Origin of the sequence: Micromonospora sp. HK10, from assembly GCF_000982955.1 — a bacterium.
GTDB lineage: Bacteria > Actinomycetota > Actinomycetes > Mycobacteriales > Micromonosporaceae > Micromonospora.
On sequence record NZ_KQ058690.1, the window covers coordinates 17,142 to 35,331 of the forward strand.

Annotated in this window: 15 protein-coding genes; 13 read left to right on the forward strand and 2 right to left on the reverse strand. The window is 73.6% G+C overall.

Annotated elements, in window-relative coordinates; genetic code table 11:
• Positions 1 to 13: 13 nt before the first annotated feature.
• The 10 genes from LQ51_RS04235 (at position 14) to ahcY (ending at position 13,001) form a co-directional block, all read left to right on the forward strand.
• Positions 14 to 4,321: a toxin glutamine deamidase domain-containing protein gene (locus LQ51_RS04235; protein WP_046563323.1), complete on the forward strand. Its 4,308-nt coding sequence runs from the start codon at positions 14 to 16 to the stop codon at positions 4,319 to 4,321.
• Between the two features lie 5 nt (positions 4,322 to 4,326).
• Positions 4,327 to 4,758: a hypothetical protein gene (locus LQ51_RS04240; RefSeq protein ID WP_231605352.1), complete on the forward strand. Its 432-nt coding sequence runs from the start codon at positions 4,327 to 4,329 to the stop codon at positions 4,756 to 4,758.
• Between the two features lie 163 nt (positions 4,759 to 4,921).
• Positions 4,922 to 5,593 carry a tetratricopeptide repeat protein gene (locus LQ51_RS04245; protein WP_046563325.1) on the forward strand — a complete coding sequence of 224 codons (672 nt, stop codon included), beginning with the start codon at positions 4,922 to 4,924 and terminating at the stop codon, positions 5,591 to 5,593.
• A complete protein-coding gene (nfi, locus tag LQ51_RS04250; RefSeq protein ID WP_046563326.1) occupies positions 5,590 to 6,276 on the forward strand; it encodes a deoxyribonuclease V in 687 nt (228 codons plus the stop codon). The genes LQ51_RS04245 and nfi overlap by 4 nt, the downstream gene beginning before the upstream one ends.
• A gap of 139 nt (positions 6,277 to 6,415) precedes the next feature.
• Positions 6,416 to 7,414 (forward strand): hypothetical protein, encoded by a 999-nt coding sequence (locus tag LQ51_RS04255; protein ID WP_046563336.1) that lies wholly within the window; start codon positions 6,416 to 6,418, stop codon positions 7,412 to 7,414.
• Between the two features lie 187 nt (positions 7,415 to 7,601).
• Positions 7,602 to 7,814: a Trm112 family protein gene (locus LQ51_RS04260; protein ID WP_046563327.1), complete on the forward strand. Its 213-nt coding sequence runs from the start codon at positions 7,602 to 7,604 to the stop codon at positions 7,812 to 7,814.
• Positions 7,811 to 9,007 carry an SIS domain-containing protein gene (locus LQ51_RS04265; RefSeq protein WP_046563328.1) on the forward strand — a complete coding sequence of 399 codons (1,197 nt, stop codon included), beginning with the start codon at positions 7,811 to 7,813 and terminating at the stop codon, positions 9,005 to 9,007. Before LQ51_RS04260 ends, LQ51_RS04265 begins: the two co-directional genes overlap by 4 nt.
• A gap of 25 nt (positions 9,008 to 9,032) precedes the next feature.
• Positions 9,033 to 10,040: a cation diffusion facilitator family transporter gene (locus LQ51_RS04270; protein ID WP_046563337.1), complete on the forward strand. Its 1,008-nt coding sequence runs from the start codon at positions 9,033 to 9,035 to the stop codon at positions 10,038 to 10,040.
• A 2-nt stretch (positions 10,041 to 10,042) separates the two neighbouring features.
• Positions 10,043 to 11,194, forward strand: coding sequence for a mannose-6-phosphate isomerase, class I (gene manA / locus LQ51_RS04275; RefSeq protein ID WP_046563329.1), 1,152 nt, complete (start codon positions 10,043 to 10,045; stop codon positions 11,192 to 11,194).
• Between the two features lie 307 nt (positions 11,195 to 11,501).
• Positions 11,502 to 13,001, forward strand: a complete 1,500-nt coding sequence (gene ahcY / locus LQ51_RS04280; protein ID WP_046563330.1) for an adenosylhomocysteinase — start codon at positions 11,502 to 11,504, stop codon at positions 12,999 to 13,001.
• Between the two features lie 54 nt (positions 13,002 to 13,055).
• Here the strand turns inward: ahcY and LQ51_RS04285 are convergent, their stop codons facing one another.
• Positions 13,056 to 13,925 (reverse strand): tetratricopeptide repeat protein, encoded by an 870-nt coding sequence (locus tag LQ51_RS04285; protein WP_046563331.1) that lies wholly within the window; start codon positions 13,923 to 13,925, stop codon positions 13,056 to 13,058.
• The gene (locus tag LQ51_RS04290; RefSeq protein WP_046563332.1) at positions 13,922 to 14,374 is read right to left on the reverse strand and encodes a hypothetical protein; all 453 of its coding nucleotides are present in this window, start codon (positions 14,372 to 14,374) and stop codon (positions 13,922 to 13,924) included. The genes LQ51_RS04285 and LQ51_RS04290 overlap by 4 nt, the downstream gene beginning before the upstream one ends.
• Positions 14,375 to 14,545: 171 nt before the next feature.
• On the opposite strand from LQ51_RS04290, the gene efeU reads away from it, so the two are divergent.
• From efeU to efeB, 3 genes are read left to right on the forward strand one after another with little or no spacing between them, the layout of a single operon-like run.
• Positions 14,546 to 15,433, forward strand: coding sequence for an iron uptake transporter permease EfeU (gene efeU / locus LQ51_RS04295; RefSeq protein ID WP_046563333.1), 888 nt, complete (start codon positions 14,546 to 14,548; stop codon positions 15,431 to 15,433).
• Positions 15,434 to 15,462: 29 nt separating this feature from the next.
• On the forward strand, positions 15,463 to 16,596 hold the full coding sequence (gene efeO / locus LQ51_RS04300; RefSeq protein WP_046563338.1) for an iron uptake system protein EfeO: 1,134 nt from the start codon (positions 15,463 to 15,465) through the stop codon (positions 16,594 to 16,596).
• A complete protein-coding gene (efeB, locus tag LQ51_RS04305; RefSeq protein WP_046563334.1) occupies positions 16,593 to 17,945 on the forward strand; it encodes an iron uptake transporter deferrochelatase/peroxidase subunit in 1,353 nt (450 codons plus the stop codon). Before efeO ends, efeB begins: the two co-directional genes overlap by 4 nt.
• Positions 17,946 to 18,190 lie beyond the last annotated feature (245 nt).

The window sequence follows — 18,190 nt, forward strand, 5'->3', positions numbered from 1 at the left end:
GGAGGATCCGCGCGTGAGCCTGCTGCCCAGCCCGATCCCGCATCCGCTCGACCACTGCCCGTGGGACCTGCCCGGTTGGATCTACGAGGCGTTGGACTGGGTCGTCGGGGTCGAGTGGCCGGACGGGAACGAGCGCGCCGTCTGGGACCTCGCCGACCAGTGGTACACGGTCTCCGACGTCCTCGCGGTCCCGCGTGCCGACGCGATCGCCGCGGCCGGCGAGGTCCGCGGCGGGTACGGCGGCGTCGGCCTGGTGGCCGAGGTCTTCGACATCGCCTGGGACAAGGTCGCGAAGGACGAGGACGCGCCGCTGCACGCGGTACTCGCGATCAGCGACGAGATGGGCCGGATCGTCGAGTCCTGCGGCTGCGACATCGAGGGCGCCAAGCTCGAGGTCTGGATCGAGCTGGGCATCCTCGTCATCGAGCTGCTGTCCCTGGCGGTGGCGACCGTGCTCACCCTGGGCGCCGCGTCGCCGGCCGCCGGCGCGGCCGTCACCGCCAGCCGGATGGTGGTGCAACAGATCTTCAAGCGCCTCGTGGCGCAGCTGGCGCGCAAGGCGATGAAGGACGGCCTCAAGGAGGCGGGCGAGCGGGCCGCCAAGGAGGCCGCCCGCAGCGGCGTACGCCGGTTCGCCCGCCGGGCCGCGATCAGCGGACTCGTCGAGGCCGGGCAGGAGGCCGGCACCAGCCTCGCGACCCAGGCGTACCAGAATTCCACCGGACGCCGCGACGGGCTGGACCTGACCGACGTCGGCACGTCGGCGCTCGGCGGTTTCGCCGGCGGTGGCGTGGCGCCGCTGGCCGGCCTGGGCCGGCACGCGCACGGCGGCTTCGCCGGGATCGGCGAGCGCTTCGGCCGCGAGATGGCCGGTGAAACCCTGGCGGAGGGCGCCGCCGGGCTGGCCACCGGGCAGAACGCCTCGCTGGAGGATCTGGCCCGCGCGGCGGTCTCCGGGGCCAGCGGCTCGGCCACCAGCCAGGCCGACACGGCCCTGCACCACCGCCTCGACGGGAAGCTGGCCGATCTGGCTCTGCCCACCGAACTCGCCTTCCCCGGTGAGACGCAGGACACCGCCGGGCTCCTTCCGGCGCAACGGACGCTCCATCCGGTCGCCGCGGATGCCCGTCCTGCCGCCCCCGCACAGCCGGAGCCGGCGGTGGCCGATTTCGCCGCGGCAGACCCGCACCCAGCCGGGCGAGGGGCGAGCCCGTCCTCCGGTGATGCCGGGCAGCTCCTCGCACCTGGCCAATCCGATCGTGCGGCCGTCGAAGCCGGCCCGTCGTACGCGAGCCCGACGGCCGACCACGAGGCGGCGCTGCCGCGTGTCGGGGCCGCGGCCGCCCCCATCCTCTCCTCGGTGACCGTCGAGCCGCCCCTCACGGCGGCGTCCCCGGCCAGCATCGGGAGGCCCGGCGGCGTCGCATCGCCGGGAGCCGGCGACCACAGTTCCGGGTCAGCGCACACCACGTCCGGCGTCGACCTCGGCGGACCGGGCCAGCCGCTACCGGTGCACCCCAACCCCGCCTCCGCGCCGGCACCCGTCACGCAGCCGGCCGCCTCCGCGCCGGTGGTCCCTGACCGCCCGTCAAACGGTGCGATGCCGGCGCAAGCCGAACCGCTGACCTCCCCTGCACCGCATCAGCACCCGCGACCTCCGGCCGACCCGCTGGCCGCGCCCCCAGCCTCCGACCCCCGGCCGGTGCCGAACCCGCGGTTCCCGCTGCTGGAGGCACTGGCGCCGCAGCCGTCGCACGATCCCGCACCATCTCGGCCGGAGCCCTTCGACCCGCTGCCACCCCGCCGCCCGTCTCCGGAGGAACTGGCCGCCCGTCGGGCGGCCGAGCGGGAGGCCTTTGAGCGACGCCGGTATCAGGGCAACCTCCGCGCGCAGCGGGAGTGGTTCGAGGACAAGCGGCGGCGCCGCCGGGCGAAGGAACTACGGGAGTCCGCGGAGCGGCAGTTGGCAGCCGCCCGTTGGCTGCTGCGGCGTGCCTACGAGCTGCGGAACGAGGGACAGCCACAGCTCGCCGACGAACACCATCGGGAGGGACGCCGTAGGGAGAACTTCTACCATCGGTTCGTCGACGAGGCCGAGGCGACGCTGACCGGCGAGTTCGTGCCGGCTCAGGTGACCGTCGAGGACGACGCCGACTTCTACCGGATCAACGACGATGTGGCCGATCTCGCGGTCGGCGCCGTCGAATCGTCGGACCTGTCGGCCCTCACCGGCGACGGCCGCCCGCCGCCGATCGACCGGTCCCGGCGCTACGGCGTACGCGGAGGGCTGCGTCCGCCGCTCGCGCTGCACCAGACGGACCTGGAGCGGCAGATGCCGCGAAACCCGGACGGCAGCGTGATGCGGACCGCCGACCCGCGGCACGGTGGTTGGTTCCAGCTCGCCAACGACGGCGGTCCGCAGGCCGACGCGACCCGGAGCATCAACTGTCTCGACTGCACCCTGTCGCTCTACGAGACCTGGGTACACGGCCGGCCCCGGGTCTCCGCACCGCGTACCTTCGACGGCTACCTGATGGGGGACGTCCGCCAACCGGTCGGCGGCGAGGCGGACGGGCCCCGGCGGGTCGAGGAGATCACCGGCGGCCAGTTCCAGGACCTCTGCCCGGGCCGCGGGCCGACAACCGAGCCGGAGGTACGGCAACGGGTCGAACACGGCTATCGCGACCTGCACCGTCAGTTGCTGGCGGGTGGTCACGGCAGCTACGCGTTCCTGATCACCGGCTGGCAGAACGGCGCGTCGCACGCCTGGGTGGCGCTCAACCAGAACGGCACCGTGCTCTACCTCGACCCGCAGCAGGGTGTCGCCTGGGACCAGCCGCTCTACACCCACAGCGGGGTGCCGCACGACGACAACGTCGTGGGCCTCGACGCGCTGGTGCTCGGCCCGGACGGCCAGCCGATGCCGGTGCCGGGCCGACCGCCCGGCCGCTACAACGTGCTCCCCGCACCGCACGAACGGCCCGAGCCGCCGCCGGCACCGGATCTGCCGGCCCCGTACGACGGCGACCAGCCCGCCCCGGACTTCAACCGGGTTCACCTCCTTGGCGAGGGCACGACTCTGCGCCACGGCGACGTCTCGTCCCCACCTGGCAGCCTGCCCGAGCCGGACCCGGACGACGCCAGGCGGAGAGAGCACCTCGCCGCCCATGCGGAACGGATCGGAGCCGGGCTCTTCGTCCGGGACGCGATCGCCGCGAGCGCGCACCTCGACGAGGTCTTCGCCGCCGGGGTGACCCCGGTCGAACTGGCGCACCACGTGGACCCGGCGACGCTGCGGCGGCTGGTCCCGACGCTGGACGAGCCGGCCGCCGCCGACCTGGCCCGGCTGCTCGGTGACCCACGGGTCCGGCACATGCTCGACCAGGCCTGGGAGGCGCCGCCCCGAGGCGAACCGCTGCTCGCCGAGTTTCTGCTCCACCAGCTCGCCGGGCAACCGGACGTGGCGCGGATCGTGCTGTCGGTCCCGGAACTGGGAGACTCACTGCTGGCCAGACCGTTGACGCTCCACAGGTTGGCGGGTCAGCAAGAAGCCCTGGGCGTTCTCGGTGCCGTCCTCGGCGACCTGGCCGTCCGCGGCCCCGAGGCGTTGACCCACCACGACGATCCCGTGCCGGCTCCGACACCGCTGACCTCGGAACAGCGGGCGATAAGTGCTACGGTGCGCAACCGTCGACAGCGACCGCTGCAACTCGGCTTTGACCAGGCACGGAAGGACGATGCCGGCTACCGGCTCGCGTATGTGGAGAAGCTGTATGTCGATGCGGCGGAAGCGCAGTTGCAGCTGAATGCCCTCGCCCTGCGGCTGGCGGGGGATTGCGGGCATCCGGGCTGGAGAAGTGAGCCGAAGAAGCGCGACAGGGTGATGGACAAGCTGATCGAATATCGCAATGACGCTTCTCGGTTGAAGGATCTCGCTGGCGCGAAGGTGGAATTCGACCGTCTGGACGACATCTATCGAGCGCTGAGCCAGTTGGCCGCCGATCCCTCGGTGCGGATCCTCAGCATCAAAGATCGGTTCCAGTCGCCGCAGGGCAGCGGATATCGCGACGTGCTGCTCAACCTGGACATGCCGAACGGGCACGTGGCGGAGCTTCGCCTGCAACTGCGGTCAGTGGAACGGGTGGCCCGGTGGGAGCATGCCCTGTACGAGGTCCGGCGAGACCTGGAGACGTTGTCCGAGTCAGTTGGACGGCCCCTGATGAAGGTGGAGGAGGCCATCCGGGACGGTCTGCTCCGCCGGGCGCAGGACGCCTACCAGAGGGCGCTTGAGGAAGGGCTTGGGGGGACGACGAAACCGTGACTGGCGTGGCCGGCAATAAGTTCCCGAGGTTCTTCGAGTACTACGGGTCGTCACTCAAGCTCGTCGAAACGCCCGATGGGGGTGTCGCCGGATGGCGTCTCTCCGAGGACAGCGGCGGCTGGGAACCGGCCAACCACCTGATCGACAAGGCCCTCTCCGCCGGTGGTGAGCAGGAGATCTATGAGATTTCGCCGGACGAATTCATCTGGCTCACCGAGCAGGAGCGCGGCCGGCATCTGGACGGCGACGGGCCGGTGTTCGCTCTGTACAAGACCGTGGAAGCACTTCAGGACACCATCCGGGCAGAGCGACGTTATCCAACCCCGAGGGAGCAGGCCCTCATCACCGGCATCCGGCGGCGGACGTTCGTCATGTTCGAGGAGCAGTTGCGGGCGGCGGGCGACCCGGGCGCGGACCCGAGCATCGCCGCCCCCTGACGACCTTCCGTACGGGTTGCCCCTGCCCACGACGAGGAACGGCCCGGCCGGACCGGTCCGCGGGAGGACCGCCGGCCGGGTCGACCAGAAACCAACGACACCAGGAACCCGACGACAACCGGTAACCACGACACCGGTAACCGACGACAGGAGCGGAAGCGGCATGACGACGGCGGACCGGATCGAGCTGGCGCGGGAGCTGTACGAGAGGGCGGTGTTCGGCGGCGACGCCGACGCGCTGGTCACGGCCGACCGGGCGTTGGACGGGGTGGAGGCCGATCTCGCCCTGGCCCGGGGTCGGGTGCTGCATGCCCGCTACCTGGCGGAGGAGGTCGAGGACCCGCGGGAGCTGGAGCTGTTCGAGCGGGCCGCCGAGCTGTACCGGCAGCTCGGCGACGAGCGCGGTGAGGGTGAGGCCCGGTTCTGGGTGGGCTGCCTGCACCAGGTGATCCGGGGCGATGGCGACGCGGCGGCCCCGGCGTTCGCCCGGGCCCGGGAACTGGCCACCCGGGCCGGCGACAAGTTGACCCTGTCGTACGTGCTGCGGCACCTCGCGTTCCTCGATCAGGCGGCGGGCCGGCTCGACGCCACGCGGCAGCTCATGGAGGAGTCGACCCGACTGCGCCGGGAGGTGGGCTTCCTGCCCGGTGTGGCGGCGAACCTGCTCGCGCTCGGCTACCTCGCCGCGGAGCAGGGCGATCCGGAGGGGGCCCTGGGCCTGGTCGACGAGGCGACCCAGGTGGCCGAGGCGTGCAGCGCCCACGGCATCGTGCGCTGGGCCGAGGAGGCCCGGACGGACCTCGCGCCGGCCGGGGAGGGCGCTGGGCGGCCGTGACGGCGGGACCGGTCCGGTACGTGCCGCCGGCCGACGTCACGGAGGCGCTGCGCGTACAGGAGGAGTTGCGGTCGCGGGTGGACCTGGTCGGGCCGGGGCCCACCGCGCCCACGACGGTGGCCGGCCTCGACGTGGCGTACGCCGAGCGCGGTGACCGGCTCGCGGCGGCCGTCACGGTGCTCGACGCCGCCACGCTGGCCGTGGTCGACCAGGCGGTGAGCGTGGGCCGGCCGGCCTTCGGGTACGTGCCGGGGCTGTTCGCCTTCCGCGAGCTGCCCGCCCTGCTGGCCGCCCTGGAGCGGTTGACCGTCCGGCCCGAGCTGCTGGTCTGCGACGGGCACGGGCTGGCGCACCCGCGCCGGTTCGGGCTGGCCTGCCATCTCGGCCTGGTCACCGGCCTGCCCGCGATCGGGGTGGCGAAGACGCCGCTGGTCGGGCAGTGGGCGCCGCCCGGCCCCGAGCGCGGCGCCTGGAGCGCGCTGCGGGACGGCGGCGAGGTGGTCGGCCGGGTGCTGCGTACCCGGGACGGGGTGAAGCCGGTGTTCGTCAGCGTCGGGCACCGGATGAGCCTGGACAATGCCGTGGACCGGGTGCTGGCGTTGTGCCCGCGGTACCGGTTGCCGGAGACCACCCGTACCGCCGACCGGCTGTGCCGGGAGGCCCTGGCCGCCGTGCCTGGCTGAGGTCGCGCCCGGCCGACGAGGTGCGGCGACGCGGGCGGGTGTCGCGGCACACATGCTGAGCGCTCGATGGGCGGGTATCACCAGGACCCGGTAGTAACCTGACCGGCGGATCCGGTCGGGCGGGACAGGTGAGGTGGAGATGTCGGTGAGGCGGCACGCGGCGCGGCTGGCCACGGTCGGCGCGATGCTGGGCGGCCTGCTGGCCGTCGTGGCGTCCCCGGCGTCGGCCGCCGACGACCGGGTGGAGGTGCGCGCGGCGAGCAGCTTCACCGTCGGCGGGGCGGCCGGCTCGTTGGCGGTCGAGGTGCGCAAGCGCACCGATGGCTGCGTGCAGCTCCGGACCGCCCTCGGGCTGCACCTCGACGGGGTACGCGCCGAGCAGGTCCGGGTGCAGGTGAACGGTGCCGGTCGGTGGTGGCCGGTGGCGGTCTCCGGGGGCGGCGGCACGGTGACCACGCCACGGACCGCGCCGGCGAAGCCCACCCTGTGCAAGGGCAAGAGCATCACGGTCCGCTACCGGGTGGCCTTCCTGGGCGGCGCGCCGGGCGGGCGGCTCGCGGTCGTCGGCGAGGCGACCGCCGCCAGTGGCCGGGTGCTGGGCCGCGCCGGTGACTCGGCCCGCGTGGTGGGTGGCGCGCCGGCCGCCTCGCCGACGCCGACGCGGAAGCCGTCCCCGACCCCGAGCCCGAGCGTGGAGGTGACCGTCGCGTCGGCCGACGACAGCGCCCCGGCGCTGGCCGCGGCCGGCCCGGCCGCCGGGTCCCGCACCGCCGCGGCCGGCACGTCCTCCGGAGGTTCCCTCGTCATGTGGATCGGCATCCTGCTGGTGCTCGTCGGCGCCGCCCTGATCGTCCTCCTGGTCCGGCGCAACCGGGCCGACCGGACCGACGAGCCGGCCACCGGCCACCCGCCGGTGCCGGCGGCGGGCGGGACGGGCGGCACGACGTACCGCGCCGGTGCCCCGGCGGGCCCGGTGTACGGGCAGCAGCCGCCCACCCCGAGGGTGTACGGGGCGCCCGCGCCCCGACCGGCCGGCAACGTCTACGGCGCCCCCGCGCCGACCGGCGGACCGGGTGGCGAGCCGCCGGCCCCGGCCGGTGGTGACGCCACCAGCGTGCTGCCCCGTCCGCCCCGCTGAGCCGGCCCGGCCCCGCGCCGGGGTTACCGTGACGGTGGCGGGCGACCAGCGGACCGGGGAGGCCCGCGCCGGCGGCCCGCCGGTGCTTGAGACGTGCCCCGGTGCCCGCGCCGGTTCGCCGATAAGATCGCGTGCGCCGGGTGGCACCGCCGACCGGTGAGACCGCATACGTGGAAGGAGCCGCGCTGTGGCCCTGGACCCGCAGTTGCTCGAGATCCTCGCCTGCCCGGACACGCACCACGCCCCGCTCGACTACGACTCGCAGGCGCAGACCCTCACCTGTACGGAGTGCGGCCGGATCTTCGAGGTGCGCGACGACGTGCCGGTGCTGCTGCTGGACGAGGCGCGCGGCGGGCCCGCGGCGGAGGACGCGCGCGGCGGCTCCGCGCCGCAGCCGTGATGGAGGGTACGGCCGGGGTCAGCGGGCACCGGCACGCCGACGAGTCACTGCTGGACGACCCGCGCCAGTTGGCCGAGCAGGACCCGGGCGGCATGCTGCGGTTCACCGCGTCGGCCGGTGCCCAGGTGCGCGAGTCCGCGGCGCTGGCCGCCGAGGCCAACCTGACCGTGCTGGCGGACGAGGGGCGGCCCCGCGCGGTCGTCATCGCCGGCATCGGCACCGCCGGGCGTACCGGTGACGTGCTGGCCACGGTCGCCGGGCCGCGCTGCCCGGTGCCGGTGATCCCGCACCGCAGCGCCGGCGTGCCTGGCTGGGTGGGCGCGGCGGACGTGGTCATCGCGGTGAGCGCCTCCGGCCGCAGCCCTGAGGCGCTCGGCGCGGCCGAGGCGGCGCACCGGCGGGGTGCCCGGCTGGTCGCGGTCGGCGCACCGGACTCCCAACTCCAGTCGGTCGCCGAGCGGGCCCGGGCGCCGTTCATCCCGGTGCCCCGGCGGGCCCCGGCCCGGGCCAGTCTCTGGGCGCTCACCGTGCCGGTGCTGCTCGCCGCCCGTACGCTCGGGCTGGTGAAGGTCAACGAGGCGGACCTGGCCGAGACCGCGGCCCGGCTGGACGCGGAGGCCGACCGCTGCCGCCCCACCGCCGAGTCCTTCGTGAACCCGGCGAAGTCGCTGGCCCTGGGGCTGGCCGGCTCGATCCCGATCGTCTGGGGTTCGTCCCCGCTGGCCACCGTGGCCGCCCGGCGGTTCGGTGACACGCTCTCCGCCAACGCCCGCTACCCGGTGGTCGCCGGGGCGCTGGGCGAGGCGGGCCGGGGCCGGGTCGGTCTGCTCGACGGCGTCTTCGGCGGGCTCGCCGAGGGGGAGCGGGACATCTTCGCCGACCCGGACGAGACCGAGAGCAGCGCCACCCGGCTGCGGCTGGTGCTGCTGCGCGACGGCGGGTTGAACGCCGAGGACGACACCGACGAGCCGCTCGCGGTGGAGGAGCGCCGGGCCGACGCGGTGCAGACCCTCGCCGAGCGGCGCGGGGTGCGTTGCGACGTGGTGACCGCCGAGGGCGGTTCCGCGCTGGAGCGGCTGGCCTCGCTGATGGCGGTGCCGGATTTCGCCTCGGTCTACCTGGCCCTGGCACACGGGCTGGACCCGATGGCCGTCCCGGCCATCACGGAAATGAAGGAGCTGGCAAACCAGTGAGCACGTGCGGCACCGGGCGGAGAGCATGAGCGCCAACGGTGGGACGAAGGCGATCATCGCCGCCCTGGCGGCGAATGTCGGCATCGCCGTCACCAAGTTCATCGCGTTCCTGCTGACCGGCTCCTCGTCGATGCTGGCCGAGTCGATCCACTCGGTCGCCGACTCCGGCAACCAGGGTCTGCTGCTGCTGGGCGGTCGGCGGGCCAAGCGGGTGGCCACCCCGGAGCACCCGTTCGGCTACGGGCGGGAGCGCTACATCTACGCGTTCATCGTGGCGATCGTGCTGTTCAGCCTCGGTGGCCTCTTCGCGCTCTACGAGGCGTACCACAAGGCGGCCGATCCGCACCCGATCGAGAGCTGGCAGTGGGTGCCGGTGGCGGTGCTGGTGGCGGCGATCCTGATGGAGAGCTTCTCGTTCCGTACCGCGATCAAGGAGTCCAACCTGATCCGCGGCAACCAGACCTGGGTGCGGTTCATCCGCCGCGCCAAGGCGCCCGAGTTGCCGGTGGTGCTGCTGGAGGACTTCGGCGCGCTGATCGGTCTGGTCTTCGCGCTGTTCGGTGTGGGCATGACCCTGATCACCGGCAACGGCATGTGGGACGCCGCCGGCACCGCGATGATCGGCGTGCTGCTGGTGCTCATCGCCCTCACCCTGGCGATCGAGACCAAGAGCCTGCTGCTCGGTGAGGGCGCCGACCCGAACGACCTGGCGGCGATCGAGAAGGCCGTCGGCGCCGGCCCCGAGGTCGAGCGGATCATCCACATGAAGACGCTCTACCTGGGTCCGGAGGAGCTGATGGTGGCCGCGAAGATCGCGGTGCCGGCCTGCGAGTCCGCCGAGGAACTGGCCCGGGGCATCAACACCGTGGAGGCGCGGATCCGCGCCGCGGTGCCGATCGCCCGGGTGATCTATCTGGAGCCGGACATCTACTCCGCGGCGGCCGAGCGGGCGGGCACCGGGCAGGCGGCGCACACCGCGGCGGCGCAGGCCGAGGTTGCCGTGGACGAGGTGTCCGGCCGGCCCGGGAGCTGACCGTGGAGCTGTTGCGGGGACGGATCCGGGACTACGCGTGGGGCTCGCGCACGGCCCTCGCCGGGTTGCAGGGGCGGCCGGTGCCGAGTGCCGGCCCGGAGGCCGAGCTGTGGCTGGGCGCCCACCCGGGTGCCCCGGCCACCGTCGACCGGGCGGGCGGCGCGGTGAGCCTCACCGACCTGCTGGTCGCCGAACCGGAGCACTGGCTGGGCGAGCGGCTGGTCGGCCGGTTCGGCACCCGGCTGCCGTTCCTGTTGAAGGTGCTGGCCGCGGACGCTCCGCTGAGCCTGCAGGCGCACCCGGACGCCGAGCAGGCCCGGGCGGGATACGCGGCGGACGTCGACCGGCTCAACTACGTGGACCCGTTCCACAAGCCGGAGCTGCTGGTCGCGCTGAGTGAGTTCGACGCGCTCTGCGGGTTCCGCGATCCGGAGGTGTCGGCGGCGGCGATCGAGGCGTTCGGCGTACCGGCGTTGGCGCCGGTGGTGGGGGCGTTGCGGACCGGTCCGGCGGGGCTGCGGGAGGCCGTCCGCCTGCTGTTGAGCTGGCCGGAGTCGGAGCGGGCCGGGCTGGTGGCGGAGGTGCTGGCGGCACGCGCCGACGGCCCGGACGCGGAGCTGGCCCGGGCCCTGGCGGCGGGCTATCCGGCCGACCCCGGGGTGGTCGTGGCGTTGCTGCTGCACCATGTCCGGCTGGCGCCCGGCGAGGCGATCTGGATGCCGGCCGGCAACCTGCACGCCTACCTGCGCGGCACCGGCGTGGAGATCATGGCGGCCAGCGACAACGTGCTGCGCGGCGGGCTCACCCCGAAGCGGGTCGACGTGGACGAGTTGCTGCGGGTGCTCCGCTTCGAGGTGCTCGGCGAGCCGGTGGTCCGCGCCGTGCCGGTGGCTGCCGGGGTGGTGACCTGGCCGGTCCCGGTGGACGACTTCGCGTTGCACCGGGTGGCGCTCTCGGCCGGTGACCCGGAGGTGCGGCTGGCGCTGCCCGGCCCGCGGGTGGTGCTCTGCGCCGCGGGCACCGTGACGGTGGACGACGGGGTGGGCCGGGTCGGCCTGGGGCCGGGGCAGGCGGCGGTGGGCACCGCGGCGGGTGGTCCGCTGCTGGTCGGCGGCGTGGGCGAGGCGTACGTCGCCACTTGCGGCGCCTGCTGAGGATCCAGCCCGGCCCGGCCGCCGCGACGAATCCGACTTTTCCGAAATAGCTTGACTGCCTGGTCGCTCGGTGTGACTCTATGGGTACGCAGCGTTGTCGCGACGAAGGTCCGGTGACGCGCGGGGGATCCAAACCGGGGGGATGCACGGGGCGGCCGGGCCGTGGGCGGAAAGTCCGTTCATGACCGACCGCCCCGTGCGCTGTCCGCCGGCCGGGTCGGCGCGCCTCGGCCAACCGGGCACGGGAGACGAACCGGACCCGCGTAAGGTGGAAGGCTGCGCAGCACTTCGTTCGACAGGAGCTTCCATGACCAGCACCCTCCCGGCGGCCCCCAGTGGCGCGTCGTCCGGCGCCCGGCCGAGCACCCTCGCCGAGGGCGACTACAAGGTGGCGGATCTGTCGCTCGCCGCGTTCGGGCGCAAGGAGATCCAGCTCGCCGAGCACGAGATGCCCGGGCTGATGGCGATCCGGCGCGAGTTTGCCGAGGCCCAGCCCCTGGCCGGCGCCCGGATCACCGGTTCCCTGCACATGACCATCCAGACCGCCGTCCTGATCGAGACCCTGGTCGCGCTCGGCGCGCAGGTCCGCTGGGCGTCCTGCAACATCTTCTCCACCCAGGACCACGCCGCCGCCGCGATCGTGGTCGGCCCGGACGGCACTCCGGAGGCCCCGGCCGGCGTCCCGGTCTACGCCTGGAAGGGCGAGACGCTGGAGGAGTACTGGTGGTGCACCGAGCAGGTGCTGACCTGGCCGGACGGGCAGGGCCCCAACATGATCCTCGACGACGGCGGTGACGCCACCCTGCTCGTGCACAAGGGCGCCGAGTTCGAGAAGGCCGGCGTGGTGCCCCCGGTCGAGTCCGCCGACTCCGAGGAGTACGCGGTCATCCTCCAGCTGCTGCACCGCTCGCTCGCCGAGGACGGCCAGCGCTGGACCCGGATCGCCGCCGGCATCAAGGGCGTCACCGAGGAGACCACCACCGGCGTGCACCGGCTCTACGAGATGCACCGCGCCGGCACCCTGCTCTTCCCGGCCATCAACGTCAACGACTCGGTGACCAAGAGCAAGTTCGACAACAAGTACGGCTGCCGCCACTCGCTCATCGACGGCATCAACCGGGCCACCGACGTGCTGATCGGCGGCAAGATGGCCGTCGTCATGGGCTACGGCGACGTGGGCAAGGGCTGCGCCGAGTCGCTGCGCGGCCAGGGCGCCCGGGTCGTGGTGACCGAGGTCGACCCGATCTGCGCGCTCCAGGCGGCGATGGACGGCTACCAGGTGGCCACCCTGGACGACGTGGTCGAGCAGGCCGACATCTTCATCACGGCGACCGGCTGCTTCAGCGTGATCACCCACGAGCACATGGCCCGGATGAAGCACCAGGCCATCGTGGGCAACATCGGTCACTTCGACAACGAGATCGACATGGCCGGCCTGGCCAAGCGGTCGGACGTGACCCGGGAGAACATCAAGCCGCAGGTCGACGTGTGGCGCTTCGACGACGGCCACGCCATCATCGTGCTCTCCGAGGGCCGCCTGCTGAACCTGGGCAACGCCACCGGGCACCCGAGCTTCGTGATGTCGAACTCGTTCGCCAACCAGACCATCGCCCAGATCGAGCTGTTCACCAAGACCGACGACTACCCGGTCGGCGTGTACGTGCTCCCGAAGCACCTGGACGAGAAGGTCGCCCGGCTGCACCTGGACGCGCTCGGTGCCAGGCTGACCACCCTCACCAAGGAGCAGGCCGCCTACCTGGGCGTGTCCCAGGAGGGCCCGTTCAAGCCGGAGCACTACCGCTACTGATCGACGCCGCGGTGTGAAAGGGGCCCCTGCCGGCAGGGGCCCCTTTCCGCGCTCTCAGGCGCGCCAGCGGCCCCGGACCAGGCGGCGGACCAGGGGCGGCGCGATCCAGGACCAGACGCAGTAGAGCACCCAGAGCACCGACACCACGAGCGCGGCGACCTGGAGGCCGGCCAGGTTGAGCACGACGATGGCCGCCGCCGCGGCGAACCAGAGCCGGAAGCCGAACCGGTAGAGCGGGCGCAGCGGGAGCAGCAGCGGGTGCGCGTACACCCGGGTCTCCCAGGCGGCCTCGGCGTAGTCGGCGTCGGCCGGGTCGTGCGCCACCGCCCGGCCGAACGAGCGGTGCGCCTCGCCGACCCGTCCCGCCGTCACCGCCACGCTGCCGTGCAGGGCCAGCGCCGCCGGATGGTCCGGGTGCCGGCCGAGGAAGTCGCGGGCCGCCCGCTGGGCGCTCCGGTCGTCGCCGCGGGCGTAGGCGAGCTGGATCCGGCTGGCGTAGACGGCCGGCTCCTCCGGCGCGAGCGCGGCGGCCCGGTCGACCAGCCGGCCCGCCTTGTCGGTCTGCCCGACCGAGGTGCACAGGTCCGCGTACTGGCAGAGCAGCCAGGGGTCTTCCGGTTCGAGGGCCAGCGCGTCCAGCAGCGCCCGCTCCGCGGGGGCGAGCGCGCCCTGCTCGCGCAGCGCCCGGCCCAGCCGGCCGAGCAGTTCGGCGTCCGGGCCCACCTCGGCGAGCCCGCGCCGGGCGGTCTCGGCGACCTCGTCCCAGCGGTCCAGCTCGCTGAGCGCGACCGTGCGGCACCGGTACGCCAGCCGGCCGGTGGCCGCCGACCCGCCCACCTTGCCCAGCTCGGTCAGTGCCTGCTCGGGCCGGTTGGCCTCCAGTAGCGCGACCACCCGCGCCAGCTGCTGCTCGGGGGCGGTCACCGCAGGCCGCCGGCCAGCACGATGATCAGCCCTTCGACGAGGCCGAGCCCGAGCGTCGCGGCGATGCCGGCCTTCACCAGCGAGGTCGGCTCGCCGCCGCGCATCTCGTAGCTGCGGAACCGGCCCTTCTGCAGCAGGTTGGCGACCGTCCAGGCCAGTGCGCCGCAGAGCGCGCCGACCACCCGGCCCGGCCCGGACACCCGGCCGTCGAGCAGCATGGTGGTGACCAGTACCCGGGCGGCCAGGGCGACCAGCCCGGCGCCGGCGATGGCCAGGGTGTCCCGGGCCGGCAGCCGGAGCCGGCCGGCGTTGATCAGGGCCAGGGTGGTACCGGCGAGCGCCCCACCGAGGATGGCCGGATAGATCAGTGAGCCCGGCCGCCACGGTGGGCGCCGCGGCCCGGCGTACGCGGTGGGGGTGATCGTGGGGGTGAAGAGGTCGTCGGCCACGGTCGTCCTGTCTGGCGAGGGGTCTGCCGGATCCTGCCACAGCCGGGAGAAGAACAGTGGCCCCCCGCCAGGTGAAGGTTGTCATGAACGACTTGACGCACCGTCGGAACAGGAGGAAGGTATGGCTGCCCTAAGTTAACTGAGGCGTGCCTAACCGACTACGGAGTACCGATGTTCGCCACGTACCTGATCGGCCTTCGGGAGGGCCTGGAGGCCACCCTGGTGGTCAGCATCCTGGTCGCCTTCCTGGTGAAGTCGGACCGGCGCGGCCGGCTGCCGCAGGTCTGGCTCGGCATCGGCGCGGCCGTGGCACTCTCGGTGCTCTTCGGCTGGCTCATCGAGTACACCTCGACCACCCTGCTGGACACCTCCGACGAACGGGAACTCTTCGACGCCGTCACCTCGGTGGCCGCCGTCGTCTTCGTCACCTGGATGATCTTCTGGATGCGCAAGGCCGCCCGGAGTATCGCCGGTGAGCTGCGCGGCAAGCTCTCCGACGCGCTCGCGGTCGGCGCGTTCGCGGTCGCCGGCATGGCCTTCCTCGCGGTCGTCCGGGAAGGCCTGGAGACCGCCCTGATCTTCTACTCCGCGGCGCAGAGCGCCGCCGGCGGCGCCAGCCGGGGGCCGCTGCTCGCCCTGATCGGCGGGATCCTCACCGCCGTGGTGATCGGCTTCCTGCTCTACCGCAGCGCGCTCAAGCTCAACCTGAGCAAGTTCTTCACCTGGACCGGCGCGCTGCTGATCCTCGTCGCCGCCGGCATCTTCAAGTACGGCGTGCACGACTTCCAGGAGGCCGGCGTGCTGCCCGGCCTGAACAACCACGCCTTCGACATCTCCTCGGTGCTCGACCCGAGCACCTGGTACGCGGCCCTGCTCAGCGGCATGTTCAACATCACCGCCACGCCGTCCGTGCTCGAGGCGATCGCCTGGGTGGCGTACGCGGTCCCGGTGCTGCTGCTCTTCCTGCGCAAGCCGGCCGCACCCGCCCGGCCCGCCGCCCCGCCCGCCGCCCCGCCGGCCGGCACCGACACCCCGGTCACCGCGCCGCAGCGCGCCTGATGCCCGCCTTCCGAGGAGACACCGCACCGATGCGTACCACTCGATTCGTCGTGCCCGCCGCCGCCGGGTTGCTCGCCCTGACCGGCCTGGCCGGCTGCGGAGGCGGCGGGGACCAGCAGGACGCCAAGGCCGGCGGCCCGATCGAGGTCAAGGCCACCGACAGCGCCTGCGAGGTCGCCGCCACCGAGATCGGGGCCGGCCAGGTCACCTTCAAGGTGACTAACTCGGGATCCAAGGTCAACGAGTTCTACGTCTACGCCGCCGGTGACCGGGTGATGGGCGAGGTGGAGAACATCGCCCCCGGCCTGAGCCGCGAACTGCGCGTCGAACTGCCCGCCGGGACGTACGAGACGGCCTGCAAGCCGGGCATGAGCGGGCGCGGCATCCGGGGCGCGCTCAAGGTCAGCGGCACCGCCGCCACCGTGGCGCCCGACGCCGCCCTCAGCGAGGCCACCGCCAGCTACCAGCGGTACGTGCGGAGCCAGACCGCGGCGCTGCTCACCAGGACCGAGGAGTTCGTGGCCGCCGTCAAGGCCAACGACGTGGCCAAGGCCAAGGAGCTCTACCCGGTGACCCGCACCTACTGGGAGCGGATCGAGCCGGTCGCGGAGAGCTTCGGCGACCTCGACCCGAAGATCGACGGTCGGGAGGAGGTCGTCGAGGAGGGCATGGAGTTCACCGGCTTCCACCGGATCGAGAAGGACCTCTGGACCACCGGCGACGTCAGCAAGGACGGCGCGCTCGCCGACCAGCTGCTCACCGACGTCAAGGCGATCGTGGCGAAGGCCAACGCCGAGAAACTCACCCCCCTCCAGCTCGCCAACGGCGCCAAGGCGCTCCTCGACGAGGTCGCCAGCGGCAAGATCACCGGCGAGGAGGAGCGCTACTCGCACACCGACCTCTGGGACTTCAACGCCAACCTGGAAGGTTCCAAGGCGGCCATCGCGGCCCTCCGGCCCGCCCTCGAGCAGCGCTCGCCCGACCTGGTCAAGCAGCTCGACACCGAATTCGGCAACGTCGAGGCCGCGCTCGGCAAGCACCGCGTCGGCGACGGCTGGAAGCTGCACAACCAGCTCAGCAAGGCCGAGCTGAAGGAGCTGTCGGACAGCATCAACGCGCTGGCCGAGCCGATCAGCAAGGTTGCCGCCGTCGTCGCTCGATGACGACCCGACCGGGAGGTGACGCGATGAGTGAGCCCAGCGAGCCGGCCGGCGCGGTGCGCGCGCCGAGCGCCGGGGAGACCGCACGCGGGGTGTCCCGGCGCCGGGCCATCACCCTGGCCGGGGCCGGTGTCGCCGGCGTGGCCGGGGTGGCCGCCGGCGCGGGCGCCCTCTTCGGCGGGGGACACCAGGCGTCGGCCACCGCGACCGCCGCCGGAGCCGTCCCGTTCTTCGGCGCGCACCAGGCCGGCATCACCACCCCGGCCCAGGACCGGCTGCACTTCGTCGCGTTCGACGTGATCACCAAGGACCGGGCGAAGCTGGTCGCGCTGCTCCAGGAGTGGACCGCCGCCGCGGCCCGGATGACCGCCGGCCAGGACGCCGGGCTGATCGGCGCGGTCGACGGCATGCCGGAGGCCCCGCCGGACGACACCGGCGAGGCGCTGGGGCTGCCCCCGTCCCAGCTCACCCTCACCGTCGGCTTCGGCCCGACGCTGTTCCGCGACGCCCAGGGCCGGGACCGGTTCGGCATCGCCGGCAGGCGCCCGGCCGCCCTGGCCGACCTGCCGCGCTTCGCCGGCGACGCGCTCAAGCCGGAGCTCTCCGGCGGGGACATCTGCGTCCAGGCCTGCGCCAACGACCCCCAGGTGGCGGTGCACGCCATCCGCAACCTGGCCCGGATCGGCATGGGCGTGGTCAGCGTCCGCTGGTCGCAGCTGGGCTTCGGGCGTACCTCGTCGACCACGCGGGGGCAGGCCACGCCGCGCAACCTGTTCGGCTTCAAGGACGGCACCGCCAACCTCAAGGCCGAGGACGCCGACCTGCTCCGCGAGCAGCTCTGGGCCCAGCCCGGCGACGGCCAGGACTGGATGACCGGCGGGTCCTACCTGGTCACCCGCAAGATCCGGATGCTGGTCGAGACCTGGGACCGCAGCCCCCTGGCGGAGCAGGAAATGATCGTCGGGCGGGCCAAGGGCAGCGGCGCGCCGCTGGGCAGGCGGGCCGAGTTCGACGAGCCGGACTTCGCCGCCAAGGGCGACGACGGCGCGCCGGTGATCGCCGAGACCGCGCACGTCCGGCTCGCCCACCCGGACCAGAACGACGGCGCCCGGCTGCTGCGCCGCGGCTACAACTTCGTGGACGGCTCGGACGGGCTGGGCCGGCTCGACGCGGGACTCTTCTTCATCGCCTACCAGCGCGACCCCCGCCGGCAGTTCGTGCCGATCCAGACCCGGCTGGCCCGCAACGACGCCATGAACGAGTACCTGCGGCACGTCTCCAGCGGCCTCTTCGCCTGCCCGCCGGGCGTGCGCGACGCCGCCGACTGGTGGGGCCGGGCGCTCTTCTCCTGACCCGGGCGAGCAGCGGGTTCCCTGACCCCTGCGGCGGCAGGCGCCGAGCCGGCCGAGGGGTCAGCCGCCGAGGGCGCACGCGGGCTGTCGCCGGCGGGTCAGCGCTCCGTGCGGACCGGGGCGGGCTGTCCGCGTACCGGCTCGGGCTGGCCGGGGACGGCGGCCGCCGGCGCGGCGGGCCGCAACCCGGTAGGCGGCCGGGCCGGGACGGCGGTAGCCGGCGCGGCGGGGCGCAACCGGGTCGG

Bases quoted from the DNA above. Each gene is read 5' to 3' on its own strand.
- LQ51_RS04245 (WP_046563325.1), top strand. From the start codon at position 4,922: ATGACGACGGCGGACCGGATCGAGCTGGCGCGGGAGCTGTACGAGAGG.
- LQ51_RS04255 (WP_046563336.1), top strand. From the start codon at position 6,416: ATGTCGGTGAGGCGGCACGCGGCGCGGCTGGCCACGGTCGGCGCGATG.
- LQ51_RS04270 (WP_046563337.1), top strand. From the start codon at position 9,033: ATGAGCGCCAACGGTGGGACGAAGGCGATCATCGCCGCCCTGGCGGCG.
- efeU (WP_046563333.1), top strand. From the start codon at position 14,546: ATGTTCGCCACGTACCTGATCGGCCTTCGGGAGGGCCTGGAGGCCACC.
- efeO (WP_046563338.1), top strand. From the start codon at position 15,463: ATGCGTACCACTCGATTCGTCGTGCCCGCCGCCGCCGGGTTGCTCGCC.
- ahcY (WP_046563330.1), top strand. From the start codon at position 11,502: ATGACCAGCACCCTCCCGGCGGCCCCCAGTGGCGCGTCGTCCGGCGCC.
- efeB (WP_046563334.1), top strand. From the start codon at position 16,593: ATGACGACCCGACCGGGAGGTGACGCGATGAGTGAGCCCAGCGAGCCG.